General features: G+C 67.6%; 20 protein-coding genes and 1 tRNA gene. 12 read left to right on the forward strand and 9 right to left on the reverse strand.

All coding sequences use genetic code 11. The features are described 5' to 3' along the window. The first annotated feature begins 330 nt into the window (after nucleotides 1-330). The 6 genes from DFP74_RS29770 to DFP74_RS29795 all read left to right on the forward strand — a co-directional run bounded on the left by DFP74_RS29770 (nucleotide 331) and on the right by DFP74_RS29795 (nucleotide 7,828). Entirely contained in the window at nucleotides 331-2,094 is a 1,764-nt protein-coding gene (locus tag DFP74_RS29770) for a substrate-binding domain-containing protein (RefSeq protein WP_121186861.1), read from the forward strand. Nucleotides 2,095-2,345: 251 nt separating this feature from the next. Next, nucleotides 2,346-2,987 (forward strand): hypothetical protein, encoded by a 642-nt coding sequence (locus tag DFP74_RS29775; RefSeq protein WP_121186863.1) that lies wholly within the window; start codon nucleotides 2,346-2,348, stop codon nucleotides 2,985-2,987. Between the two features lie 123 nt (nucleotides 2,988-3,110). Then, nucleotides 3,111-5,273 carry a hypothetical protein gene (locus tag DFP74_RS34785; protein ID WP_121186865.1) on the forward strand — a complete coding sequence of 721 codons (2,163 nt, stop codon included), beginning with the start codon at nucleotides 3,111-3,113 and terminating at the stop codon, nucleotides 5,271-5,273. An 88-nt stretch (nucleotides 5,274-5,361) separates the two neighbouring features. Beyond that, entirely contained in the window at nucleotides 5,362-6,012 is a 651-nt protein-coding gene (orn, locus tag DFP74_RS29785; protein WP_121186867.1) for an oligoribonuclease, read from the forward strand. A gap of 67 nt (nucleotides 6,013-6,079) precedes the next feature. Beyond that, a tRNA-His gene (locus tag DFP74_RS29790) sits at nucleotides 6,080-6,155 on the forward strand. Nucleotides 6,156-6,466: 311 nt separating this feature from the next. Then, nucleotides 6,467-7,828 carry a site-specific integrase gene (locus tag DFP74_RS29795; protein WP_121186869.1) on the forward strand — a complete coding sequence of 454 codons (1,362 nt, stop codon included), beginning with the start codon at nucleotides 6,467-6,469 and terminating at the stop codon, nucleotides 7,826-7,828. A gap of 65 nt (nucleotides 7,829-7,893) precedes the next feature. On the opposite strand, the gene DFP74_RS29800 is transcribed toward DFP74_RS29795, so the two are convergent. The 4 genes from DFP74_RS29800 to DFP74_RS29815 form a co-directional block, all read right to left on the reverse strand. Next, complete coding sequence (locus DFP74_RS29800) at nucleotides 7,894-8,109, reverse strand: helix-turn-helix domain-containing protein (RefSeq protein WP_233571217.1); 216 nt, start codon at nucleotides 8,107-8,109, stop codon at nucleotides 7,894-7,896. 13 nt (nucleotides 8,110-8,122) lie between these two features. Further along, nucleotides 8,123-8,887, reverse strand: a complete 765-nt coding sequence (locus tag DFP74_RS35275; protein ID WP_370013447.1) for a WhiB family transcriptional regulator — start codon at nucleotides 8,885-8,887, stop codon at nucleotides 8,123-8,125. A gap of 464 nt (nucleotides 8,888-9,351) precedes the next feature. Further along, the gene (locus DFP74_RS29810) at nucleotides 9,352-10,191 is read right to left on the reverse strand and encodes a replication-relaxation family protein (RefSeq protein ID WP_121186873.1); all 840 of its coding nucleotides are present in this window, start codon (nucleotides 10,189-10,191) and stop codon (nucleotides 9,352-9,354) included. Between the two features lie 1,006 nt (nucleotides 10,192-11,197). Beyond that, a complete protein-coding gene (locus DFP74_RS29815; protein WP_199725819.1) occupies nucleotides 11,198-11,695 on the reverse strand; it encodes an ATP-binding protein in 498 nt (165 codons plus the stop codon). A 181-nt stretch (nucleotides 11,696-11,876) separates the two neighbouring features. On the opposite strand from DFP74_RS29815, the gene DFP74_RS29820 reads away from it, so the two are divergent. Next, complete coding sequence (locus DFP74_RS29820) at nucleotides 11,877-12,704, forward strand: helix-turn-helix transcriptional regulator (protein WP_121188615.1); 828 nt, start codon at nucleotides 11,877-11,879, stop codon at nucleotides 12,702-12,704. After that, nucleotides 12,697-12,873 carry a DUF397 domain-containing protein gene (locus tag DFP74_RS29825; protein WP_121186877.1) on the forward strand — a complete coding sequence of 59 codons (177 nt, stop codon included), beginning with the start codon at nucleotides 12,697-12,699 and terminating at the stop codon, nucleotides 12,871-12,873. Before DFP74_RS29820 ends, DFP74_RS29825 begins: the two co-directional genes overlap by 8 nt. A 193-nt stretch (nucleotides 12,874-13,066) precedes the next feature. Here the strand turns inward: DFP74_RS29825 and DFP74_RS29835 are convergent, their stop codons facing one another. Both DFP74_RS29835 and DFP74_RS29840 read right to left on the reverse strand, forming a co-directional pair. After that, on the reverse strand, nucleotides 13,067-13,735 hold the full coding sequence (locus DFP74_RS29835; protein ID WP_121186879.1) for a YdcF family protein: 669 nt from the start codon (nucleotides 13,733-13,735) through the stop codon (nucleotides 13,067-13,069). Next, the gene (locus DFP74_RS29840; RefSeq protein ID WP_199725820.1) at nucleotides 13,681-14,838 is read right to left on the reverse strand and encodes a helix-turn-helix transcriptional regulator; all 1,158 of its coding nucleotides are present in this window, start codon (nucleotides 14,836-14,838) and stop codon (nucleotides 13,681-13,683) included. Before DFP74_RS29840 ends, DFP74_RS29835 begins: the two co-directional genes overlap by 55 nt. Before the next feature lie 273 nt (nucleotides 14,839-15,111). On the opposite strand from DFP74_RS29840, the gene DFP74_RS29845 reads away from it, so the two are divergent. Next, entirely contained in the window at nucleotides 15,112-16,362 is a 1,251-nt protein-coding gene (locus tag DFP74_RS29845) for a methionine adenosyltransferase (RefSeq protein WP_121186881.1), read from the forward strand. 4 nt (nucleotides 16,363-16,366) lie between these two features. Beyond that, nucleotides 16,367-17,269, forward strand: coding sequence for a sulfatase-like hydrolase/transferase (locus DFP74_RS29850; RefSeq protein WP_121186883.1), 903 nt, complete (start codon nucleotides 16,367-16,369; stop codon nucleotides 17,267-17,269). Between the two features lie 1,271 nt (nucleotides 17,270-18,540). Here the strand turns inward: DFP74_RS29850 and gltX are convergent. Then, the gene (gltX, locus tag DFP74_RS29855) at nucleotides 18,541-19,956 is read right to left on the reverse strand and encodes a glutamate--tRNA ligase (protein ID WP_121186885.1); all 1,416 of its coding nucleotides are present in this window, start codon (nucleotides 19,954-19,956) and stop codon (nucleotides 18,541-18,543) included. 165 nt (nucleotides 19,957-20,121) lie between these two features. On the opposite strand from gltX, the gene DFP74_RS29860 reads away from it, so the two are divergent. Together DFP74_RS29860 and DFP74_RS29865 are read left to right on the forward strand one after the other, a co-directional pair. Next, nucleotides 20,122-20,538: an NUDIX domain-containing protein gene (locus tag DFP74_RS29860; RefSeq protein WP_121186887.1), complete on the forward strand. Its 417-nt coding sequence runs from the start codon at nucleotides 20,122-20,124 to the stop codon at nucleotides 20,536-20,538. A gap of 528 nt (nucleotides 20,539-21,066) precedes the next feature. Continuing rightward, a complete protein-coding gene (locus tag DFP74_RS29865) occupies nucleotides 21,067-21,597 on the forward strand; it encodes a hypothetical protein (RefSeq protein WP_147453931.1) in 531 nt (176 codons plus the stop codon). Between the two features lie 211 nt (nucleotides 21,598-21,808). Here DFP74_RS29865 and DFP74_RS33680 read toward each other — a convergent pair whose 3' ends face one another. Further along, nucleotides 21,809-22,960, reverse strand: coding sequence for a hypothetical protein (locus DFP74_RS33680; protein ID WP_158613077.1), 1,152 nt, complete (start codon nucleotides 22,958-22,960; stop codon nucleotides 21,809-21,811). Nucleotides 22,961-22,999: 39 nt separating this feature from the next. Then, nucleotides 23,000-24,538 (reverse strand): class I SAM-dependent DNA methyltransferase, encoded by a 1,539-nt coding sequence (locus tag DFP74_RS29880; protein WP_121186893.1) that lies wholly within the window; start codon nucleotides 24,536-24,538, stop codon nucleotides 23,000-23,002. Nucleotides 24,539-24,540 lie beyond the last annotated feature (2 nt).

The following is a 24,540-nucleotide window of genomic DNA, read 5'->3' on the forward strand; positions in this document are numbered from 1 at the left end:
AATTTCGACTCGGAGCCGTCTCGATTGAATAACGGAATAGAATTTCGGTCGGGCCACTTCACGTTCACTTGGGCGCAAGCCATGGTTCGGATCACCCGAGGTGACCGGTGCTGCCTCGCGCGTCGAGCCTCTCCGTCACCGGACGAGCACCCGAAGAACAGGACGGCACGGCATGCGCTCCGCACGACCGGTTGAGTACCGTTCCCACCAGTAACACCCCAGTGGTCGGATGCGTCCCGTTGCGGACCGGACAGGACGACCGCTCCCCGGACCCCCGGAACACACCCCCTGTACGACTCTCCGGCCGTACACCACCCCGTGAGGAATGCTGTGGGACGTCACCGCGGAAGATACGCAGAAGAGCCCCCGAGCCGGAACAGGCGTCGGCGCGGCCGCGGCGGAGCCATCGCCGCTCTGGCCGCCGCGATGGTCATCGTGATCGGTCTCGCCGTCGCGGGCGTGTACATGTTCGGGCAGTCGGACGGATGCGGGGGCTCCGACGTCGAACTCGACGTCGCGGCGGCCCCCGAGATCGCCTCCGCCCTGAACGACGTCGCCACGGACTTCAACGCCGAGGAGCAGCAGGTGGACGGGTCGTGCGTGCGGGTCAACGTGCGCGCGGTCGACTCCGCCAACGTCGCCTTCGGCATCACCGGCGCCGGCGCGACCATGGGCGACACCGACTCCGACGTCTGGGTCCCCGACTCCAGCGTGTGGTCGCAGCTGGTCCAGAGCCAGTCCGGCGACGCCGTCATCACCGAGACCGGCACCTCCGTGGCCCGCTCCCCGCTGGTGATGGCCGAGCTCGCCGAGTTCGGTGAGGCCCCCGGTGAGGAGGTCCAGTGGGCGGACGTGCTCCCCACCAGCGCCCCGACCGAGGAGGCCGGCCGCACCGTGCGCGTGGTCGACCCCGCGCGCAGTTCCACCGGGCTGGGCACGCTCTACCTGATGCAGGGCGCCCTGGAGGAGGCCAGCCCCGACACCGACACCTTCAACGCGTACATGACCGCGGCCCTGCAGTCCCTGCACCAGGGCGCGTCCTCCGACGAGGAGGCGGCCTTCCTCGCCATGAGCGGCGGCGGCTCCGAGGCCCCGCCGGTCATGGTCATGTCCGAGCAGGCCGTGTGGCGCTACAACGCCGAGCACGACGACGCCGCCGCGCAGGCCCGCTACCTGGAGGGCGGCACCTACTTCCTCGACTACCCCTACGTCGTGCGCAGCGAGGAGAGCGAGATCACCCGCGCCGCGGACCTGTTCCGCGATGCTGTGCGCGGCCCCGACGCGGTGGAGCGCTACCTCGCCGACGGGTTCCGCGGCCCCGAGGGGGAGATCGACACCGCCGTGCTCACCGAGGAGGTCGGCTTCCGCGAGGAGGAGCCCTCCGAGCTGCCCGCGCCCTCGGGCGGCGCGGTCACCGAGCTGACCCGGACCTGGAACCAGCTGAAGATGGAGTCGCGCGTCCTGACGATCGTGGACGTGTCCGGCTCGATGCTCGCCGAGGTGCCCGGGACGGGCATGACCCGCATGCAGGTGACGACCGCCGCGGCGACCGAGGGCCTGCAGATGTTCACGCCCACGGCCGAACTGGGCGTGTGGAAGTTCTCCACCAACGTCAACAACGACCTCCACTACCAGGAGATCGCGCCCATCCGGGAGCTCCAGGCGACCGACGAGGCGGGCACCGAGCACCGGGCCGTGATCGGCAACGCCCTGGCCCAGCTGCAGCCGCTGCCCCAGGGGGACACGGCGCTCTACGACACCTACCTGGCCGCCTACCAGGAGATGTCGCGCACCTACCAGCCGGACCGGACCAACGTCATCCTGATGCTCACCGACGGGGACGACGACAACCCCGGCGGGTTGGAGCTGGAACAGCTGCTGAGCGAGATCGAGGGGATCGCGAGCGCCTCGCGGCCGATCCCCATCATCACGATCGCGTTCGGCCCCGACGTGCAGAACCTGGAGCCGCTCCAGGAGATCGCCGCGGCCACGGGCGGCGCCGCGTACATGACGGAGGACCCGACGGAGATCGGGGAGATCTTCCTCCAGGCATTCTCGCTGCGTATCGCGGAGGACGACGACGAGGAGAGCTGACCGGGAGTCGCCGGACACCGGACCGGGCCGTGGCGCGATGCCACGGCCCGGTCCTCGTCGGTGGGGCCCCGGTGGAGGCCGAGGCGCGTGGTGACGCGGGGTGCCGGACGCCGAGGTGACAAGACCCTGTCCCTCACGCGAGGACATATGGACTTCTCGCGCGCGGTGGCGTACGCAGGGAGTGCGGAGCGTGTTCAGGGCTCCTCCTCGACCCGCGGAGCCCACACCGACGACTGGATGAGGGAACCGCGATGACGCAGGCGTGGATGTCCGCCGCCGAGAGGATCCAGGGACGGGCCGTCACGGCACCGCCGGGACGCGGCGCGCCGCGAGCCGTGTGGGGCGTGACCGAGTCCGATCCCGCCACCCGGTCGGCCGGTGAGGAGGCCCGGCACCTGGTGGAGCGATGCCGGGAGACCCACCTCGTCTGGAACCCGCTGACCGGCGAGATCGTGCAGCTGCTGCCCGCCACCCGGCGCGGCCGGATGGAACTGGGCGCCGCGCAGGAGTACGCGCAGCACCTCGACCACGGCCTGGAGGGACGCGTGTGCCTGGCGGTCGCCGTGGTCGCCCGGCGGGAAGCACCGTTCACCGACGGCCCGATGCGCGGCCTGGAACCGCTGCTGGGCTGGCTGGACTCCTGGGGGGTGGCGCGGCGCTGGAACGGCACGCCGCCCGGCGCGCCGGAGGAGCCGGGGACCCGCGACGAGGCCCGTGCCCGCGCCTGGAGCCGCGGCGGCCACTTCGGGCAGGACCGCGTGCCCGGTTCGGAGGCGACCGGACCCGGCCACGTCGATCCCGCCCGCCTGCTGGACCCGTACTCCCGCGTCGAACGGGACACCGCCGCCGACCAGGCCAGGAGCGCGTTCGAGCCCGCCACCACCTCGAAGTGACCCCGACCGTCGGCGATCAGTCGGACACGTACAGCGAGTGCGTATTCACCCGAAACCCCTCGAGCGCGAGTATTCGGGGATCGCTGGTCAAGCAAAGCCCGGGCACCCCTTAGTCTGTCGCCCATGGGTGGATCTATCGAGCCGGGTTGGTATGCGGACCCGCAGGGCGACGCGCAAACGCTCAGATGGTGGAACGGTGACGAGTGGACGCGGCATACCCGTTCACTGAGCGAGCTCCAGGGCGGTGCGGCGAGCGCCGACGACGAGGAGGCCGCCACCACCTACCTGGGAGGACAGGGCCAGGACGGGTCCGCCTCGGAGGTGGACGAGGACGAGCCCGGCACGGTCCGCCTCGGCCCCTCCACCGCGGCGCCGGCCGCCCCCGTGGACGACGAGCCCAGCACCATGCGCATCAACCCCTCCTGGTCGCAGGACACGGCCTCGGCACCACCCAGCCCTGAGCCGTCGCCCGCGCCGCTGGACGACGAACCCAGCACCATGCGCATCAACCCCTCCTGGTCACAGAGCGCTCCCTCCGCGCCCCACCCCCCGGCGCCCCTTCCCGTGGACGACGAGCCGAGCACCATGCGGATCGGTCCCGCGTCCGCGCAGCAGAACGCCGCTCCGCCCGCCCCCACCCCGGTGGACGACGAACCCAGCACCATGCGTATCAGCCCTTCCTCCTGGGGGCAGGGCTCCGAGGACGAGGAGCCCACGGCCGACATGGGCGGTGTGGGCGCGACCATGCGCGTGAACCCGTCCGACCTGCCGGGCCGCGACGCACACGACGACGAGATGCCCACCACCGACCTCGCCGCCGACGAGGAGCCCACCGCGGACATGGGCGGTGTGGGCGCCACGATGCGCGTGAACCCGTCCGACCTGCCGGGCCGCGACGCACACGACGACGAGATCCCCACCGCCAACCTCGGCGACGACGACCTGCCCACGGCCGACATGGGCGGCGCCCTCGGGGACGCCCCGCGCACCGCGGTGTTCGACCCCGGCGCCATCGGCGACACCCCCGGCACGGCGGTGTTCTCCCCCGACCAGATCGGCGACGCCCCCGGAACCGCGGTGTTCTCCCCCGGCGGCACGGACGAGGCCCCCAGCACCGCCGTGTTCAACCCCGACGACCCGATGTTCTCGGGCGGTTCCGAGACCGACGAGAGCGGCAAGCGCAAGAGCGGCTTCAAGGGTCTGTTCGGCCAGCTCAAGGAGGGTTGGGCCGACCTCAGCGAGGAGCGCCGCGAGGAGCGCCGCAAGGCGGAGGAGGAAGCCGCCAAGCAGCGCGAGGCAGAGCGCGTGCGTCTGGAGGCCGAGGCCAAGCAACGCGAGGAGGAGGCCCGGAAGCGCTGGGAGGAAGCCCAGAAGCGCGCCGAGGAGCAGGGCGAGCAGGCCCCCGAACCCCCCGGTGCCCCTGGTGCGCCCAGCGCGCCCGGCGCGCCCGGCGACCCCCAGCACCAGGCCGCCGCCTGGCCGGGCCAGGCGCCCGACCAGCCCGCGCCCGGATACCCCGCCGCCGGCCAGCCGGTCCCTGGTCAGCAGCCGCCGTCGGGGGCACAGCCGGCCTACCAGCCGCAGGTCCCCGGCACCCCGCCTCCGGGGCAGCCCGCGCCGGGACAGCAGCCCCCGTCCGGACCCCAGCCGGGCTACCAGCACCCGGGCGCGCCCGGACAGCCGCCGTCGGGCCCCCAGCCGGCGTACGGCGGACCTCCCGGCGCCCCGCCGCAGCACGGCGGGTTCCGGCCCCCGGGGCCGCCTCCCGGCCACCAGCAGCCGCCGACCGGCGCGCAGCGGAGCCACCAGCCGCCCCGACCGCCGCAGCCGGGCGGTTTCCCGCCCTCCGGCGGCTACCCGCCTCCCCAGCAGCAGCACGGCGGTCCGGGCATGCCCAGCGGTCCGCCGCCGCACCACCGGCCCGGACCGCCCCAGCAGATGGGCCGGCCTCCGCAGGGCCCGCCGCCCGGGTACCCGCCCGCGCCCGGCCCCAGGAACGGCCTCGCGGGAGGTCCGCCGCCCGGTGGCCCCATGGGCGGTCCCCCCGGCGGCCCGCAGCACCCGCAGTGGGGCGCCCAGGGCCCGGGCGGGCAGCCGCCCCACGGCGCCCCGCGCCCGCAGCAGCCGCCGCCCCGCAAGAAGAAGAGCGGTTGCGGCTGCGGCTGCTTCACCCTGCTCGCGATCATCGTCATCGTCGTGGCTCTGGCCTACGTGCAGATCGGCGGCGTCTACGACTGGATGTACCAGATCTTCGACGTCGGCGACCCGGGCCAGTTCATCTGGTGACCCGTGCCTCCCGAAGGGCGGTCGGACCCGTGTCCGGCCGCCCCTCGGCCATCCCCAGCAGTCCCCGGAACGCCTTAGGGTGACCGTTATGAACGACTGTCTGGTGTGGATCGACTGCGAGATGACGGGGCTCGACCTCGAGAACGACGCGCTGATCGAGGTGGCCTGTCTGGTCACCGACGGTGAGCTCAACATCCTCGACGAGGGTGTCGACCTCGTGGTCAAGCCGCCGCAGGCGGCACTGGACCAGATGGGCGACTTCGTCCGCGACATGCACACCAGCTCGGGGCTGCTGGAGGAACTGGACCAGGGCTTCTCCCTCAAGGAGGCCGAGGACCGGGTCCTGGAGCACATCCGGCGCTACGTCACCGAGCCCCGCAAGGTCCCGCTGTGCGGCAACTCGATCGCCACGGACCGCACCTTCATCACACGCGACATGAAGGACCTGGACGCCTTCCTGCACTACCGCATGGTCGACGTCTCCTCGATCAAGGAACTGCTGCGCCGCTGGTACCCGCGCGTGTACTACGCGAGCCCGGACAAGAACGGCGGCCACCGGGCCCTCGCCGACATCACCGAGAGCATCAAGGAGCTGCGCTACTACCGCGCGGCCGCCTTCGTGCCCGAGCCCGGCCCCAGCACCACCACGGCCCGCGCGATCGCCGCCGAGGTCATGGCCGGCGGCACCGGCAGGGAGGCCCGTGAGAAGGGCGCCACACCGGACGGGCCGGAAAACTGATCGAAGCACTCCTCCGAGTCCGCTAAGCTTTCATACGTACGCAGGGCCGCGAGGCCAGGCGGACGTGGTGGGTGTAGCTCAGCCGGTAGAGCACTTGGTTGTGGTCCAAGAAGTCGCGGGTTCAAGTCCCGTCACTCACCCCACAGGCTTAAGCCCCTGACCAGCGCAAACGCGCAACGGTCAGGGGCTTTTGCGCGTCCGGGGGTGCACCAGCGGGTGCACGGGGGCAAAGATCTGGTTGGTGAGTGTGCACCACCCATCCCGTCACTCACTTCACGGGTGGGGGTGCACCCGGGTGCACGAAGCGGTCACAGTTCGGCGCCCAACCCCCACATCCCGGGCATCAGCGGCGATATCCGGGTGCACCGGACACCCCTGCTGGCCTGCGAAAAGATTGCCGAGAACCTTCGCCGATTCCCTTCGCTTTGGCCCGCAACCAAGCGATGGTCCACGCATGGCAACCATCAACCAGCGCACACTGGCCGACGGGCGCACCCGCTACTGGGTCAAATGGCGGCTCGGCGGCACCCGCACCGGAGCGCCCCAGTCCGAACCCTTCGACACCCACGCCGACGCCCACACCTTCCGCCTTCACGTCGAGGCGGCCGGCCACCACTGGCCCGAGAACTGGATCCGACGCCAGGGCTGGGCCCCCGGGTGGGTCCCCGGACACGGATGGGTCACCACCGACGAGGACGACGAACCCGAAGCCGAACCGGTGCTGTTCGCCGACTACGCCCGCGACCTCGTCGACTCCATGACCGGCATCGCCGAACGCACCCGCGCCGACTACCACCGCGACCTGGACATCCACCTGATCCCCCGCTTCGGAAAGGTGAACCTGCGCGACCCCGCCCAGCTCAAACCCAAAGACGTACGCGCCTGGGTCAACCACCTGCGCACCGGAGTCCCCGACCCCACGGCCCCACACAGGACCAGCACCCCCAGCCGGGGCCGCAAGAAGGAACCCGGGTGGCTGCGCAAACCCCTGGCTCCCAAGTCCATCCACAACCTCCACGGACTGCTCTTCACCGTCTGCGAGGCCGCCGTACGCGAGGACCCGCCCCTGCGGCCCTCCAACCCGGCCTCGCGCACCCGCCTGCCGCGCGTCGACGACGGCGAGGGCGAAGCCGACATGTGCTTCCTGACCCGGGAGGAGTTCACGCTGTTGCGTGACTCCATGGCCGAGGACGTACGGGACATGGTCGAGGTGTTCGTGCGCACCGGCATGCGCTACAGCGAACTGGTCGCCCTGCAGGTCCGTGACATCACCCTCACGGCCGCCATCGGCGCCGATCAACAACCGCTCACCCGGGGACACCTGGACGTGCGTCGGGCGTGGAAACGCTGCCCCGACAACACCTTCCGGCTCGGTGCGCCCAAGACCCGCAGCTCGCGCAGGCGCATCCCGCTCTCACCGCGCACCATCGACCTTCTCCGCCCACGGTTGGAGGGCAAGGGCCCTGAGGAGTTCGTGTTCACCACCGACCGGGGCTCCTGGTGGCGGCACTCCTCCTTCTACGGGCGCAGGTGGGCGCCCGGGGTCAAGGAGGCCCAACGGCGAGGGCTCGGCAAGAAGCCGCGTATCCACGACCTGCGCCACACCCACGTGGCGTGGCTGATCGAGAAGGACGTACACGTGTTCAAGATCCAGCGCCGCCTGGGCCACACCTCGATCACCACCACCATGGACCGGTACGGGCACCTGGTCACCGACATCGACGACACCATGATCGAGGCCATCGACGGCCCGCCCACGCCCCCGGCCCCGCGCACCGATCCCGGCGGCGAGCAGCGCCTACGCCTCATCTCCTGACACTGGCCCGGGCACGCCGGTGGGGCGGGTGAACGCCCGCCCCACCGGCTCTGCCGTGCTCCGCCCTACCGCGTTGGCCAACCGTGGGCGGACCGTCTTCCGGGAGAGACCTGTTGGGCGGCCCGCTCCACGATCTGCTCCAGGTCAGCGGTACTGAAGCGCACGTGTTTGCCGAGCCTGCGGTGCGGGACCCGCCGCAACCGGACCCGCTCGCGCAACCACGACTCCGGTACCGCCAGCACCTTCGCGGCCTCGGGGATCGTCAGCAACCGTTCCGGCACCGCCCCTTCCTTGTCATGCCGCTCGGCCCGGGCCACGCGCACCTCCCCCACGCTCGTTCCGAAGAGCGATACGGAACTGGCGCCGTTCGTCCTCGGAGGAGCCGCCCCACACCCCGTACAGCTCGCCCCGCTTCATCGCCTCGGCCAGGCAGTTGATCTGTACCGGGCATACGCCGCAGACGCGTTTGGCCGCGCGCACCGACCCGCCCTGGCCGGGAAACCACAGATCCGGGTCCTGGCCCCGGCACGCCGCGTGCGTCTGCCATCCCCCGAAACCGTCCCCGTGGCCGCCCCCGTCGGCTTCGGCCCGTGCGGGGCCGCCAGCGGGCCGGTCGGCGCCCGACACACCGCCCCGGCCCACCGGGCGCGGCCCCGGGGTTCGGCCCGCCACATCGCCCACCAGGCCCCGGTCCCCCCGCGCTACCCGTCGTTGCGTGTCCCCCATAACCGCCCTTTCCCCATCCGTCCCGATCCAACGTGAACGCGGCGCCCCGCTGTACGGCCTCCCTGAGGCGCTGTGTGCCGTCGTCTGGGCGCTCTCGCCCTGATAACCCCTTAAGAAGTCACCTCCCACCGCAGATGCGACATCCGATCCGTGCACCGACCACACGACGCCGAGAACAGGCCGCACCCAGCCCGCCCGCGAGGCACGAGACGAATACCAGTGACTCGGAAAAGCACCCGGGAGAAGAAAAACGACACGGCGGCATCCTCGCCGCCGGTCCGGGCGATCTTCATCGCACCCACGAACCACTACTGAACAGCACTGAAAAACCATGCATATAAAGGAATGCGAAGAGCGAGAGAAAGGACAGGAGAGGTGAGGTCGGGAGGATCGAATCGGTCCCACAGGGAGGGTGTGTGGGGGCGTTCACGCCCCCACACACCCCGGGCGCCGCCCGCCCTACGTGAAGAGGACTACCCACTTGGGTATACAGCCGGGGCGGCCGATGGACCACCTCAATGCCCGGACGACCTGCACTGTGACTGCCGCCAGGGGTGGTCCACCCAAGGCCGGACCACCACCCGGAGCCCCAGGAGGAGTGCTTACCGGCCCAGTCACAGGCCCACTTACCGGCCACCCCAACGGCCCGCCGGTTCACCGCCCCACCACGACCATGGCCAGGCGATAGGACACCGGCGACCTCCCGAAAACGCCGTTCTCTCCTCACCATTTCCAAACCACCGCTGGCCCTTGCTGACGGCCGCACACCCGCGCGACCGCACCGACACTTCTTCGGATCAGAAGTTCTCTTTCTTCCCGCTGGGATAGGCGAGCGGGATATCACCGAGCGCCACCCGGTCGGGGCAGTGGGCCAACCGCCAGATCGGCTCGGCCACACCATGCAACGCCAGCCGTTGGTGGGTGCTCAGGTACACCCCCACCGTGCCGGTACAGTCCTTGGCGAGCTTGCGGGCGGCGTTGGCCTCGCGCTGGTCGGAGTGGACCAGTACCAACACGATCGACGCCATCTTGCTCTCTCGGGCCAGACGCGCGTAGCCGGGCATCTTGTTCTTCAGCTGAGTCAGGGTCTCGGTACCGGTGTCGTACTCCACGAACGCATCCATGTTCGTTGCGCCCTGTTCCCAGTGGACATAGGCGTCGGGTCGGATGTGCCTGCCCCACCTGCGCTCGCACTCGCGTTCCCCGTACCAATGCCGTAGGCGCGCACCGACCTCGCGGGCACTCTCCAGGAAGCGGGCGCGAGTCTCGGCCAGACCGAGGATGTGGTCCAGGCGGGCTGAGTGCGCCAGCGCCAGCGCCCGGTCGGAGCGGAAGTTGAGTGCGTCGGGTTCCTTGTCCTGACCCAAGGCGACCAGCACCGCGCCGGTGGGGGACAGAATCCAGTGATCGGGAGCATTGCGGTCGTGAGCGTGGCGGCGGAACCGGTTGGTCAACCCGTACCGGTGCAGGGTGAGAATCCGGGAGCGGGCGCGTCGTGGCCCCGCCTCGGGGAAGTAGATGCGGCGAAGGTGGTGGGTGGTCATGACGTTGTGTTCCCACAACCCGGCCAAGATCTGCCGGTCCCGGTCAGTGATCCGAGGAGCCAGCCGAGTCAGGGTCTGCTCGTAGTCGTTCACGCTCGTCCTCCACAGTGGTGGCTCTACTGCGCCTATCACTTCCTAAAGAAGCCCCGACGAACAGCCGATTCGACATCCAGGAGCAGAATTTCTCAGCCGGGATCGCCTCTGAGGCGACGAGAAGCGGGGTTCAGATCGGGTTCACAGCGGGTTCAGTCCGTGCCCCGGCCCCGCCCGAGGCACGCCAAGGGGGTGGCGCCGCACCTGCGGCGCCACCCCTCATTCCCAGACAGACCCGGCGCTCAGCCGCACATGTCCACCCAGATCCTCACCAGACCAGCCAGCTCATCGAACTCCCCTGGACCGCCGACAGCCACAGTTCGCTCCCGCCGACGAGGAACCCCGCTGGCCTCGCGGAACAGGTAGGGGCGTACTCCGCGCACACCATCGTCGTCCACACACCACCCCTGCTCCCAGGGGTGGGGCTTACGAGGGCGCGGTACCCTCACCGGTCCGGAGCTGGGGCTCCCGGATGGCACTGCACGCCGAGCGCTTTCCCGCCGTGGCCTGAGCGCCTCGGTCGCCGCACCCCGGCTTCGCGGCAGGGACCTCCCGTACTCCAGCGAACCCGTACGACGTGACGGGAGCGAGTGCCCCTCCTGACGGGTGCTCACGCTGCCGCACAGCACCGCGGCGAGTACCGCTCCGACCAACCACCGCACCTGCTGCGCCCACCCCTGGACGGGCTTGCGGTGCCTACCGCTAGGCTTCTCCACGATCTCCTCCTGCGTATCTCAGGTGGGGATTCAGCCCCGGCCCGGTGCGGTCAACACCGGGCCGGGGCACCTCCACTTCTTCCTGCTACCGCCCGTGCGGGACAGGCGGGTGTCACTGGCCCCGAGGTCGTACGCCACCCGGAACTGCACTTCCCACCCACACCGCACAAAAGGCATAAAAGGCCCAATCCCTGCGGGAAATGCGCTATCCCCGCCGGGGTGGTCGATGTTCGCTTGGGTGAACGAGGTTCTTCAATACCCGTCGTTCAGAAACGTCGCCGGAACCGGAATCACGCGGCCAGACGCGTCCTCCCAGAACGGTCGAAAGCGGCCCGAACCGTCAAAGGCCCACACGCATCCCCGGCGAAGTCCCAGTACAGGGCCATGGCGTCCACCAGCGCCAAGCCGTACCCGCCTTCGACCAAACGGGGCACATGCCCGACCGGGCCGCCCGCAGTGGCCACCTCGGGGATGGTGACCTTCCCGCCCGGCCGGGGCCCCTCGTCACTGACACGGAGCACAAAGAGGAGCGGCCGGCGCTCGACCTCGATCCTCACCCGACCGCCGAGCAGTCCCGAAGCGGAGTGCTTCAAGGCGTTCGTGTGCAGTTCGGACAACGACACGATCAACGGGTGGGACTGACACGGCGTCGTCCTGGTGGCCTGCACCGCCCAGCGGCGCGCGATCTGGAGGTGCTGCGGATCAGGACCGCACACCAGGCCGCTCTTGTCGGGGTCCGTATAACGGATACGCCTGGGCAGGTCAAGGGGCGGCCGGGTGAAAGACATGGAATCCACGGGTTCCTTTCGTCGTCGCTCTGATGGCTGGAGTGGGCCCGCAACAGAAAGGATGTGGCCTGGAGAAACGAACCGGCGAGGGTGTCCGGATAACCTGCGAATCTTCCAGGAGGCTCTGGAATTTTCTGGAAAACTCCCACAGGCTTCGGCTTCATGTGGTCCGATGGTGGACATGACCCCCGACGAACGCACCTTGAAGGTTTTCGGGCGCGAAGTACGCAGGCTACGAACAGAGGCCGAGTTGACCCAGGAGGCCGTCGCACGGCGCATCAGCCAGCGCGGCACGGCGGTCAGTAACTCCCATGTGTCTGACATCGAGAAGGGCAAGGCAGTGCCGCGACCGTGGCTGCGCCGAGCTCTCGACGAGATCCTGCAAGGCGGTGGACGCCTGGAACGGCTCTGGGAAGAGCTCACCGGGTCCGGACGCCGCGCGTGGTTGCACGAGGTCGCCGAGCGCACCCACGGAGCCGATGCCCTGTACGAATACCAGGCCCTGGTGTTCCCGGTGTATCTCCAAACCGAGGCCTACTCGCGCGCCGTAATCCGCTACGGTGCTCCGTGGCTGTCCACCAATGAACTCGCCGAACGCGCCCAGCAACGAGCCCGGCGAGCCCAGCAGATGGCCAAGGCCCTCTCCCCCATCATCTGGCTCGTCGTGGACCAGTCCCTACTGATGCGCCGCTACGGGTCCCCCGAGGTCCAGATGGAGCAGCTCCGGTACGTCGAGGACCTCGTGGAGAAGGAACGGATCAACCTCTTGGTCGTCCCCGTGGACGACCCCCGCCACGCAGGCAACAACGGCCCGTTCCGAGTCATCACCTCGGCCGACCAACCTGAAGTGGTCTACGTGGAGTCGGCCCACCAAGGCCAGATCATCACCGCGACGAACGAGGTGGGACGCTACCGCATGTGGTTCGCAGCCCTCCAGGGCGTGGCATGGGGACCAGGTGAGACGCTGAAGGCCATCCGAAACGAGATGAAGAGGATCAACGGTGACTGACTGGCACACGTCGTCCTATAGCGGCGGCAACAACGAATGCGTCGAGGTCTGGGAGCACCGGGCTGGAGCCGACGTGCGGGACACCCAGAACAGAGAGCTGGGACACTTGTCCTTCACCCGTACAGAGTGGAGCGCTTTCGTCGAAACCGCTCAGCTCACAGACCGCTGAGCGGTTACGGCATGGCCTCGCCGTTCTCCAAGTAAGGCGTTGTTGCTCCGCCTGGCGCGCACGCCCCCTGGACGATCCTGCGTTCGAGGCGCGCGATCGTCGCCGAATCGATCACAGCAACCTCGTGGAACCCGTACCCGGCCAGCTCGGCCGGGTTGAGGTGATCTGGTCCAGCCGAACCACTTCCCTATAGTCAGCCCTGGATCAGGCGGCTGTCGAACCCCGAGGTAACGAGGGACTCGTAGGCGTCACGTACCGCCCCGGGGACGTCCTGATCGATGGCGAACCCGAGCTTGGGATACTCCATCACCCGCTGGAGGTCACCGACCATCATGTCGATGACGAGCCCGGCGTCCCCGATCTCCTTGACGTAGTCGCCAAGGCTCAGCGGCGCGGAGGCACACACCACCCCAACCTCGGGCCACAACTTCCGGGCGGTCGCGAAAGCGCGCCGTTCCATGTAAGGCATGCACACCAAGAGCACGGTGGCGGGAACGATGCCGTTCGCCGCCAGGACCCGTCGAGAGAAGGTGATGTTCTGCCCGGTGTTCGACGCCTCCGGCTCCACCAGGATCACGGGATCAGGGACGCCGAGTTCCAGAGCCCGCTCACGGAAGTGCACCGCCTCCCCTCTCGGGAACACCTGCGCGGTCGAGGGGCTGTTCCCTCCGGTGAACACCAGAGCCGGGAAGAGCCCGGCGTCGTACAGCTCGGCGGCGTGCGCTGCGACACCGATGTCGTTGCAGCCCAGGGCGATCGCCACGTCACACGTCCGCACTCCGTGGTGCATGCGGTGGTACTCCCAGATCAGCTCGGCCTGCCGCCACTGCTTCTGGGTGATGGTACGTGCGTCGTCCGCCATGTGTTCCTCCTCTGGCCATTGAACCAGGTCTCCTGCTCGGACTTGATGCCTTCGATACTGCGAAGCTGGTGGTCGAGACCGCTTCGGGATGCGGCTTCGGCGGCTCGGTCGAGGAGCCGCATTCCATCGTCCCGAGTGGCTGAATCGGACAGCAATATGTGGCCTTGAGCGGTTTCCAGCCGGACTCGGGCCATGGGTGTGTCCGTGGTATCGCTGTCTCGTGAGATGGCGATGCAATCCAAGGCCCGATCGAACTCACCTCTGCCACGATGCGCCAAAGCGAGCTTCTGGTGGGCTGCCGACCAGTCACCCGGCTCGGCCAGGTTCTCGAACTCCCGAATCGCGGGCTTTATGACATACGTAGCGTGGCCATACTCGCCGAGTTTGCTCAGCGCGGTGCCCACCCACAGACGGGCACGGGCCCGATCACGGTGGTCGAGCCTCTCATCCTCGGCAAGAGCCTCGTACCGGCGGGCAGCGGCATCCAGCTCGCCGGACATCTCCGCGACCACCGCGAGGGACAGATCGAGGCGGCCCACACGACGTGGGATGCCGAGCCGGATGAAGAGTGCTCGCGCTTCAGAGTAGGAGCGCTGGGCCGAGAGCGGCCCGACCACGGCACCCTGGTCCCGCCGGATGTCTCCGAGCAGAGCCGTGGAACGGGCCAACAAGTACAGGCCCCTGTCGTCCAACTCCTCGAGCTGGAAACGACAGGACCAGCGTCCCAGAAGGGCCTCGGCGAACGCGAAGTCCTGCCGGGACAGGGCTATGACAACGCGGTCCAGGTCGTCCATCCACGACTCGTACTGATCGCCCCGCGTTCCGGTCGCCTGCCGGTGCCGGCCCACCTCCCATAGCGGCTGTTCGCCCTGGGACAGGTTCGCCTCGAAACGTAGACGGGTCGCGTCATCCGCCCGCGCGAGAACAGTATCCAGGATGGCCTGGGTGTCAGGTCGGGGAACCGTCGCTGTCAGGAGTTTCTCCCATTTGGAGACGGTGCGGGCGCCAACGCCAAGATGTTCCGCGAACGCGCGGACACTCATCCTCATCGCCAAGCGCAGGGACCGAGCCTCCAAACCGGTCCAGTGGTGCACAACCCTCACGTGTGCCCCCTTTCCGGAAACCATGGAAGCACGATTCGCGCGGCCAGACGACATAAGTGCAACGGAAGTGCAGCAGAGGGTCGTTGGCGGATGAGCGTGTCGGAACCAGGCTGTGGTGTGTCATCGATCCACGCGAACGCGAAGGCCCCAGGCACACCTTCTCGCTGCGGGCCGCGGCGAGAAGGGCGAGACAAGTTCCCCAGGCCTTCGCGAAGACCATGAGCCTCTCGACCTTGGAATTCTTGGACTTTGCGCCCATGAACAGGAGAGAACATGTTCATCACCCTCCACGGGCAACATGAACCCGGCGACACAGACCACGGCTTCAACGTGGTCGAACGCAAGGGCATCGGCCACCCGGACTCGCTCGCCGACCTCATCGCGGAGGAGTTCTCCCGCCGCTACTCGCTTCACGGACTCGACCGCTTCGGGGCAGTCCCGAACCACTGGGTGGACAAGGTGGCCCTGATCGGCGCCGAGGCGGAGGTCGGCTTCGCCGGCTACACGATCCGCAAGCCCATCAGCGCCTATCTGTTCGGCAAGGTGACGCGTGCGGTAGGCACCGAAGCCCTCCCCATCGAGGACGTGTTCCGGGCGGCAGTCGAAAGCGTGCTGGCGGAGGCAACGGGCAGCGACCAGATCGTCCGTTCCGTACGCAGCTTCGTAGAGAACACCGCGGGTGTCGGAGCCGACCATGCTGCCTCGTTCTACCGTCCCTCCGCCGTTGACGAGTGCCATCTCGCCACAGGGGGCGCTCTGGCCAACGACACGGCCTTCTGTAGCGCCTACGCCCCTGCCGACCCCTTGGACGTCCTGGCAATCGACGTGGAAAACCACGTGAACAGCGGCGCCTTCGGGGACAAGCTCAGCGGACTCGGTTCCGACGTCAAGGTGATGCTGGCCAGGGCGGCGGACGTGTTGGAGGCGACGGTCTGCCTCCCGGTGTATCCCGAAGCGGTCGGCTCGCACCGTGAGTACATAGCTCTGGTGTCCGAGGCGTACGACCGTCTCGACGCATTCGTCAACGAACACCCGATCGTGCGACAGCATCCCTGGCTCACGCGGCTGAGCGTCAACACCAAGGACCACGGCAGCGGCGCCTATCTGGCGCCGTTCGGCACATCCCTGGGCAAGGGCGACTGCGGGCTCGTCGGGCGCGGCAACAAGGCCAACGGCGTGATCTCCGCCAGCGGCGGCGCGGGGGTAGAGGCTCTGGCCGGAAAGAACCCGGTGCACCACACCGGCAAGCTGTACACGCTCGCCGCCGCGCTCCTGGCGGACCGCATTCACGCCAAGCTCGGCGTACCCAACGAGGTCGTGCTCGTGTCGCGCAACGGTGACCGCCTGGATGACCCGTCGTTCGTCGGCGTTCGGCTGGCACGGCGAGGCAACCGCCTCGACCACAGCGTCATCGAGGAGTCGACCGCCGCGACACTGGCCGAACTCCCTCTGCTCTCCGAGCGCCTACTTGCCCTGTCCCCCATGGACCGCTTCCGCGATCCGTCGCTGGTCTTGGAGGTGTGAGCCGATGACGGGCACCGATCTGACCGACCGCAGCGTCATCCTCGTCACCCTGGACTCCTGCCGCTACGACGTCGCGGCGAGCGCGCACACGCCGAACCTAGCGAAGCTCGGACCGCTGCTGCGGGCCGAGAGTCCAGGGACCTACACGCTTCCCGCCCACGCCGCGTTGTTCAACGGCCATCTTCCCCGGCCGGTCTCGGGACCTCTCACGCTCGGCAGGCGCAGCGTAGATGCGATCTGGCGATCGGCGGCGGCCCGGCCCTCGAAGCGCCACGCCGCCATTGCCTTCGACGGCCCCACTCTGATGGGGCACTACCGTACGAAGGGCTACCGGGTTCTGGGCGCCGGCGGTGTCACCTTCTTCGACTCCTCAGATCCCGCCAACAACCTGCCGCAGCTGTTCCCTGAGTTCCACTACTTCGGGCGGCCCTCACGCGCCCCGGCCACCCAGGCGGCGCGTGTCGTCGACCGCGACCAAGACCTGCCGTTGGCCCGTACCGAGGATCTCGCGGACCTGTGCTTGGAAGCCGAACGGTTCTTCCTGTTCGTGAACTGCTCCAGCACGCACATCCCCTACACGACACCGCTCAGCCCTCTGAGCAACCGGAACAGGGAACTCCTCTGTCGCCTTTATCGGCTGCATGACTCTCAAGGGGGCGCCGCCGGGGAGAACGTCTTGGGCACTGAGGACATCGAGGTGCTCCTGGGATTACAGAGACGGGCCCTGGAGTGGGCCGACACCCGTCTGGGTGACCTCTTCTCACGGTTGGGCGCTCGGCGTCCCCTGGTGGTGGTCTGTTCCGATCACGGCGAGGAGTTCGGGGAAGGCGGCAGGTTCGGGCACGGACACCCGCACCCGACGGTCTCCACGGTCCCCCTGTGGTGCGGCGTACTGGGCGGGGGATGATCCATGACGGCTCCCCGCCCCTGGTTCACGCATCCAACGGCGTCCAAGGCGTTCCGCGAGGGCGTTCGGACGCGTCTGGGCATCTCCCCCAACCACGCCTCCTTCCGCGTCGGCGTCCTGCGCACCCACCTGCTGACCGCGCTCCTCGCGCACAGTGCCGCACGCGACCTCGGTGTCCAAGCGCATGTGACGGTTCGGTGGGACGACAGCGACACCCTTCGAAGCCGTGACGAACACCGTGACCGGCTCCTCCACGAACTCAGGCACGTAGCTCAGATACCAATCGAAGACCCAGAGGAGGCCTTCCGGCAGAGCCAACGGGGAGGCCGATACCGGCAGGCCCTGCGGCGGCTGGACGCGCTACGGCTCCTGGTGACCAGGCGAGGCGTTCCCTGCCTCGATGTGGCCGCCGTGGACCGGCTCATGACCGCGCACGGTATCTCGCCCGAGGCCCTGACCGCCTCCGCCGCGGTGAACGCGACTACGGCCCTGTCTCCGGAGCAGAGTGTGGTTCCGCTCATGCGCAGTGACGGGCGGGTTCTGTGGCACCTGGCCACGGTCGTGGACGACATCGAGCAGCGCACGACCCTGATCGTCCGGGGCACCGACAAGCGCGAAGCCACACCCATTCAGGTCCGTCTGTACTGGGCCCTGGCCGGAGGAAAGCACCCTCCGGTCCACCTGTTCCTCCCCAAGCTGCTGGAGAAGGACTCCGTCGCCCCCAGAGTCGCTGACCTGCTGGAACAAGGGACCAGGCCGTCGGCGCTGCGGTACTTTTTGGCCGAGCCCTACCTTCTCTCGTCTCAGTCGACAGCACGGTCCCTGCACTTCTTCGCGCTGGTCGACCAGACCCGTACAGTCCTTCCCCGTCATGGGGACAGTCTTCTTGACGAATGGCGTCTGTGGTCCCTGGACCGGAAGGTGTCCGCAGTGCTCACCCTGGACGTGGCCCGGGAGGAGCTGAAGGAGCGCTGCCCGTATTCGCCCTCGCACATCATCGCGTGGGTCATCCGGCACTATCCACGGCCGCTACTCCAGCAGGTCCGGTTATGCCGAGCGTTCACCGCTGAGAAGATCGACTACGATTCGCCTCCCAAGCAGACCGAAGAGGCATGGCTGTGGCTGGAAGCATGGTCACACGGCACGACGAAGGGCCCGCCCCCGCATTCGGTGCGCTGGGTGCTCACCGGGCAACAGGACGGGCCCGAGGCCATGGAACTTCTGGAGGTCTTCCCTCCGTCACTGGTGGCCAGTCGCCTGGCTTCGGCCAGTCAAGAGTTGAGCCGCTCCAAGGCCGCGCGCAACCGCTCCAACGTGCGCTCACGGCCCAGCAGCTCCAGCGATTCGAAGAGCGGAAGCCCGACCGTGCGGCCTGTCACCGCGACCCGAACCGGCGCCTGAGCCTTGCCGAGCTTGAGCCCTTGGGCGGCCCCCGCCTGCTCAAGGGCTCCCTTGAGCGCATCGGCGTTCCAGGACAGGGACTCATCCGAGAAGGCGGCGATCGCGGCGGTGAGCATCTCCGCACCGATCCCGGGCTTCATGGCCTTGGCCCAACTCTTCTCATCGAAGAGCGGGGTGTCCAGAAACAGGAAGTCCACGTTCGGCACGATCTCGCTGAGCACCGCCACCCGGCTCTGGGCCAGCGGGGCGATCTTCTCGAAGACCTCGGGGTCGAAATCCTCCGCCCGCCACGGCACTCCCTCGCCGTCCAGGTAGGGGGCGCACCGCTTGGTGAATTCGTCCACGTCCAGGGCGCGGATGTAGTCGCCGTTAAAGGCACGCAGCTTCTTCTCGTCGAAGAACGCGGGCGAGGAGTTGACGTCGGCCAGGTCGAAGAGCGGGATCATCTCCTCGATCGGCATGATCTCCCGATCCTCGCCCGGTGCCCAGCCCAGAAGCATCAGGTAGTTGACCATGGCCTCGGGCAGGTAGCCCTCGTCCTGGTAGGACTCCATGGCGACCTTGTCGCGCCGCTTGGACAGCTTCTGTCGCTTCTCGTTCACGAGTACGGGCGCGTGCGCCCACACCGGCGGGGTGTGTCCCAGGGCCTCCCACAGCAACTGCTGCTTGGGGGTGTTGGGCAGGTGCTCTTCGCCCCGGATGACGTGCGTGATGCCCATCTCCACGTCGTCCACCACGTTGGCCAAGACGAACAGAGCGGTGCCGTCACCGCGGGCGATAACGAAGTCCTCCAGAGCCTCGTGCGGGAACTCCACCCGGCCCCGGATCTGGTCCTCCACCACGGTCGGACCGCCCTCGGGAATCCGGAAGCGCAGTGCCCGCCCCGAGACGGCCTCCAGGCCACGATCGCGACAGAACCCGTCGTAACCCAGGTTGGGGTTGTCCCTCCGGGCCTGAACCTCCTCGCGGGTGCAGTCGCAGTAGTAGGCCAACCCTTCCTTCAACAGGCGCTGGGCGGCCTCGGTGTGCTTGCCCGCGTAGTCGGTCTGGAAGTAGGGGCCCTCGTACTGGGTGGCGTCCACGCCCAGCCAGGCCATAGCGGCCAGGATGCCCTCGGTCCACTCAGGGCGGGAGCGGGCGGCGTCGGTGTCCTCGATCCGCAGCACCATGGTGCCGCCGGATTGTCGTGCAACCACCCAGTTCAGCAGCAGGGACCGGGCGTTGCCCACGTGGAACATACCGGTCGGGGACGGTGCGAACCTGGTGCGAATCGAGGTGTCAGTCACCCCACAAAGCCTATCGCGATCCGCTGACGCGCCGGGGCTGGATAGAGATCCGGCCGAAGAATCCAGGGCAGTGGTCGGAGAATTCACCGGACACGGCCCATACGATTCAGCTCTCCTGTGTACTTCACAGATACCGGCCACAAACTTTCGAAAGCGAGCCCTCCCGTGTCCGACACCCCCCACGTCCCGCGCACGTTCCCCGTCTCGGTCAAGGGCGTCGTCATCCGCGACGACAAGGTGCTGCTGCTGCGCAACGAACGAGACGAATGGGAACTGCCAGGCGGCAAGATCGAAATCGGCGAGACCCCTGAGGAGTGCCTGGCCCGGGAGATTGAGGAGGAGACAGGCTGGCCCGTTCAGGTGGCCGGGACCCTCGACTCGTGGATGTACCACATCACCCAGGTGGACCGGCACGTCTTCATCGTCACCTATGGGTGCCGCGTCGACTCCCAGGCCTCGGTCGTGGTCTCCAGCGAGCATAAGGAGGCCGGGCTGTTCACCGAAGCCCAGGTGCCCGACCTTTCGATGCCCGAGGGCTACAAGCGGTCGGTTCTGGACTGGTTCGCCCGCTCCCGCGCGTAACCGCCACACTCGCCATCCGATGGCTCTGGCTGCTGCCCGAGGCACGCCGTGCCTTGGAAAGCCGAGAGCTGGCGGTGATCCTCCGCTGCTACGGAAAACTGACCGGGCTGTGCCAAGCAGCCATGGGAGAGCACCTGGGGTACGACCCCTCCTACGTCTCCCTGCTCGAGCGGCAGCAGCGCACCATCAACGACCGCCAAGGGCTCCTGCACGTCAGCAAGGTTCTGGCTATCCCACCACACGCCCTGGGGATCACAACCGAGGAGGCCCCGGACTTCCTCGCGGCGCTCCAGTTTGGGGAGTCGACCGTGCGGCTCGCGGAGATGGCGCGGCAGGCGGGACCCGCTGTTGAGACGGTCGAGGAGCTGTGGCCTCTGGTGGCCCGGTTGAAAGCTCACCTGAGGGAGGAGCCGGTCGACTACGGGACCGCCTCGCTGCTGCCCGTGCGCGGGCGACCCTCGGCACGTCGCTGGGCACGTCCTGGCGGAGGAGCGGCTGTACCTGGCCGGGTACTGGACAGGCGTGGCGATGCGGCTTGCCCGAAGTCTGGACGACGGCGCCTTCCTCGGGCACGTGCTACGGATGCACGGCAACGAGCTGAGGAAGGCGAGCCGCTGCGGGGCCGCCATCGCGCGTCTGACCGAGGCCGCCGAACTTTCCCACAACGGGAAGGAGCGCGGCCAGACCCTGATCCTACTCGCCCGCGCGGCGGGAGAGCGGGGGAACTCGGGACTACACGATGACTCCGTGGCCGCCGCCCCGAGGTTGATGGACACGGCGGGGCCGAGCGGGATCCTCTTCACTCCCTTCTCCCTGCGGGAGGTGCGCATAAGGGGGCTGATGGGAACCGGACGCGCAGCCATGGCGGCGGAACTGGCCCAGTCGCGTCCACGATCGGGCGAATCTCCAGCGCCTCAGTGGTCGGCCATCGAGGCGGCCGCCTCGGCCGACGCGCTGTCGACGGCGGGGGACACCAGCAGCGCGCAAGGTCTGTACGACGAACCGCTGTCGCTCGCCGTGCGCCACAGGCTACCGCACCAGGTTCAACGCGTCGTATGAAGCGCGGGGGGCGATGGGGCTAGAGGAGGTGCGGGGCCGACGCCCTGGCGCGTTTGCACGACCTTGGCCTACACGGAACACTCGCTGGCCCCCTCACCGCCGCCCCTGACGACTGAGTCGGGAGTCCCGGACCGCGCCGAAGCCTCCATCACACCCGGCACGTAACACTGTTCCTGGTCACCCTGACGTCACCGCCTTCCTCGGAAAAGGGCTATCGATCAGCTCGTACCTTGGAAAGCTGGCGAGCCCACTCCGGAAGCGTCTTCTGGAAATCCCACAGCTCCAACTTTCCGCCCCACGAGTCCGCGAGCCGGGCGATACCACAAGCCTCACCCAGCAAGATGTCCTCGCCCAGGTAATCCAATGCGATCGGATCCTGCCAGACCTTCCCATCCCGCTCGGTGTAGAGCCCCAGGATCACACCGAGCGCGGCAGCACGGGCACCGGCCTTCGCACCGACGGCGAACCTTCGGGTCACGTCCTCGATCAGTGGCCTCAAAGAGTAGGAGAGGACAACATCCTCAGGATCGTTCTTGACGTATCCACTCTCGTTCTCCTCGATGTACCTGGCGCTCACCTCCCCTTCGAGCGCATCGATGAAGGCGGGAAGCTCCTCCGGCCGGAAGCGTTCCAGTTCCGTCCTGGTTCGGTGGCAAAACACCGCAGGGTCGACGTCGTCCAGATGGGCGACCGCGACCTGTTCGAAGTCCGCGATCAACTCGGGTTTCCTCGCCAGAACATGCTGGACCAGGGTTCGGAACTCGCTGGTCCGCAAGCCGTTGAGCGAACTTCCCCGGTCGAGCTTGAGGGAGGCGTCAGCTTCTGGGTGAGGCCGGGGGCGGGCTGACTTCTCCGGTCCTGGCAGTTCATAGAACAGAGCCCCCTCATCGAGCGCCGCGAGCGCTACCGCGACACCATGCTTGCAGAGCTTGTCCTCTGGCTCCTCTTTCTCTTCCTCATCGTCATCGTCATCGTCATCGTCATCGTCATCGTCATCGTCATCGTCATCGTCATCGTCATCGTCATCGTCATCGTCATCGTCAAGGAAGCCAAAATATCCCCCAGGACTAATGATGCAGTCATCACATTCGGATACCAGAAGGCCGTCGCGGAGCCCAACCCAAACCCTCCTAACATCCATATAGGCATCAGTTTCCCCTTCAACGCTCCCAAAACTGATGTCAACCCGAGTCACACAACCCTGCTCATAAATACTCACCCCCTCCATGAAAAGGTCACCACCATAGTTCTCTCCCGCCTGCATGACGCGCGCTGGATATACGTCCACAATTACCTCCATGAACCGGAACGAGAGCATCGAAAGCCGATGGCAGAAAAAGACGGGAGGGCCCGAATCGATCAACCATCGATCGGGATCCTCCCATCAAGCTGTACAGCCGACCTACTCCGGGAGCACCTCAGGCTTGTCCGTACCACCCAGGGATTCAGCGATCGCGGCGAACTCGGCCAGGGCCGCCTGCAGGTCCTCCACGATCTCGGCGGCGATAACCTCGGGCGGAGCCAGTGAATCGGCATCGTCAAGCCCGGGGTCCCGCATCCAGGTGATGTCCAGGTTCACCTTGTCGCGGGCGAGAAGCTCTTCCAGATCGAACGGCTTGAACCGCTCGGTCTCGACCCGCTTCTCACGGTCCTCACTCGGCTTGAAGCAGTCAACAAAGTCGTCCAGGTGCGCCCGGGTCAGCGGGTTCTGCTTGAGAGTGAAACGCTGTCCGGTACGGAAGTCGTAGACCCACAGCTTCTTGGTTGCAGCCTCACCGGACTGCAGAGCCGGTTTCCGGTCGAAGAACAGGACGTTCGCTTTGACTCCGCCCGCGTAGAAGATGCCAGTGGGCAGACGCAACATCGTGTGCACGTCGAACTGCCGGAGCAGTCGGCGACGGATCGTCTCCCCGGCGCCACCCTCGAAGAGCACGTTGTCCGGCACGACCACGGCCGCCCGACCATGAATCTCCAGCAGCGAAGCGATGTGCTGGACGAAGTTGAGCTGCTTGTTGGTGGTGGTGACCCAAAAGTCCTGACGGTTGTAGGAGATTTCCTCCCGATTCGCCTTCCCATCCTCCCCGAACACAGTGATGGAGGACTTACGGCCAAACGGGGGGTTGGCCAGAACCAACGACGCACGCTTAGTGGGCGGCTGCGCAAGAGAGTCCCCCACCGTAATGAGCTGGGAGCCACCGTGCTTGCCAATGCCGTGCAGGAGGAGGTTCATCGCGGCCAGGCGTGCGGTCCCGTCAACGAGTTCGTTGCCCCAGATTCCACCCTGCTGGATATGCTTACGCTGCTCCGGGGTGAGGGGTTCATCCTCGGCTTGCTTGAGGATGTAGGCGTGCGCGGCGAGCAGGAAGCCACCGGTACCAACTGAGGGGTCAGTAATAGTGTCATCCGCAGTGGGCTGAACACAGTCCACCATAGCGTCGATGAGTGAGCGCGGGGTGAAGTACTGCCCTGCTCCGGTTTTAGTGTCCTCCGCTCCCGCTTCCAGGAGAGCCTCGTAAGCATCACCGTTGACATCGACGCCCTGGAGCGACCAGTTTTCCTTGTCGATGTAGTCCTGAATCAGACGCTTGAGCTTTGCCGGATCCTGAAGCTTGTTCTGCGCCTTACGGAAAATCAGACCAAGTGTCCCCGGCTGGTTTCCGAGATCTTCAAGAAGGTGCCGGTAGGCGTTTTCGAGGTCGTCACCATCATTACTGATGAGCTCCTGCCAGCCTCGCCCCCACCACGCCGGGCTGTCCGGGAGGATGCGCTCGGGATTGAGAGGGCGGTTTTCACGCTCATGCGCCATCTTCAGGAAAAGTAGGAAGGTGAGCTGCTCGACGTAGTCGATGGTGGAGACACCATCGTCGCGCATGACGTTGCGGAAGTTGATGAGCTTACGAACAAGCCGCTGAGTCTCGGCGGCGTGCTTGGGGCTGGTCACTT

Origin of the sequence: Nocardiopsis sp. Huas11, from assembly GCF_003634495.1 — a bacterium.
GTDB lineage: Bacteria > Actinomycetota > Actinomycetes > Streptosporangiales > Streptosporangiaceae > Nocardiopsis.

Excerpts from the sequence above, each read along its gene's own strand:
- DFP74_RS29775 (WP_121186863.1), top strand. The coding sequence starts at position 2,346 with ATGACGCAGGCGTGGATGTCCGCCGCCGAGAGGATCCAGGGACGGGCC.
- DFP74_RS34785 (WP_121186865.1), top strand. The coding sequence starts at position 3,111 with ATGGGTGGATCTATCGAGCCGGGTTGGTATGCGGACCCGCAGGGCGAC.
- orn (WP_121186867.1), top strand. The coding sequence starts at position 5,362 with ATGAACGACTGTCTGGTGTGGATCGACTGCGAGATGACGGGGCTCGAC.
- DFP74_RS29795 (WP_121186869.1), top strand. The coding sequence starts at position 6,467 with ATGGCAACCATCAACCAGCGCACACTGGCCGACGGGCGCACCCGCTAC.
- DFP74_RS35275 (WP_370013447.1), bottom strand. The coding sequence starts at position 8,887 with ATGGTTTTTCAGTGCTGTTCAGTAGTGGTTCGTGGGTGCGATGAAGAT.
- DFP74_RS29815 (WP_199725819.1), bottom strand. The coding sequence starts at position 11,695 with ATGTCTTTCACCCGGCCGCCCCTTGACCTGCCCAGGCGTATCCGTTAT.
- DFP74_RS29820 (WP_121188615.1), top strand. The coding sequence starts at position 11,877 with ATGACCCCCGACGAACGCACCTTGAAGGTTTTCGGGCGCGAAGTACGC.
- DFP74_RS29835 (WP_121186879.1), bottom strand. The coding sequence starts at position 13,735 with ATGGCGGACGACGCACGTACCATCACCCAGAAGCAGTGGCGGCAGGCC.
- DFP74_RS29845 (WP_121186881.1), top strand. The coding sequence starts at position 15,112 with ATGTTCATCACCCTCCACGGGCAACATGAACCCGGCGACACAGACCAC.
- DFP74_RS29850 (WP_121186883.1), top strand. The coding sequence starts at position 16,367 with ATGACGGGCACCGATCTGACCGACCGCAGCGTCATCCTCGTCACCCTG.
- DFP74_RS29865 (WP_147453931.1), top strand. The coding sequence starts at position 21,067 with ATGCGGCTTGCCCGAAGTCTGGACGACGGCGCCTTCCTCGGGCACGTG.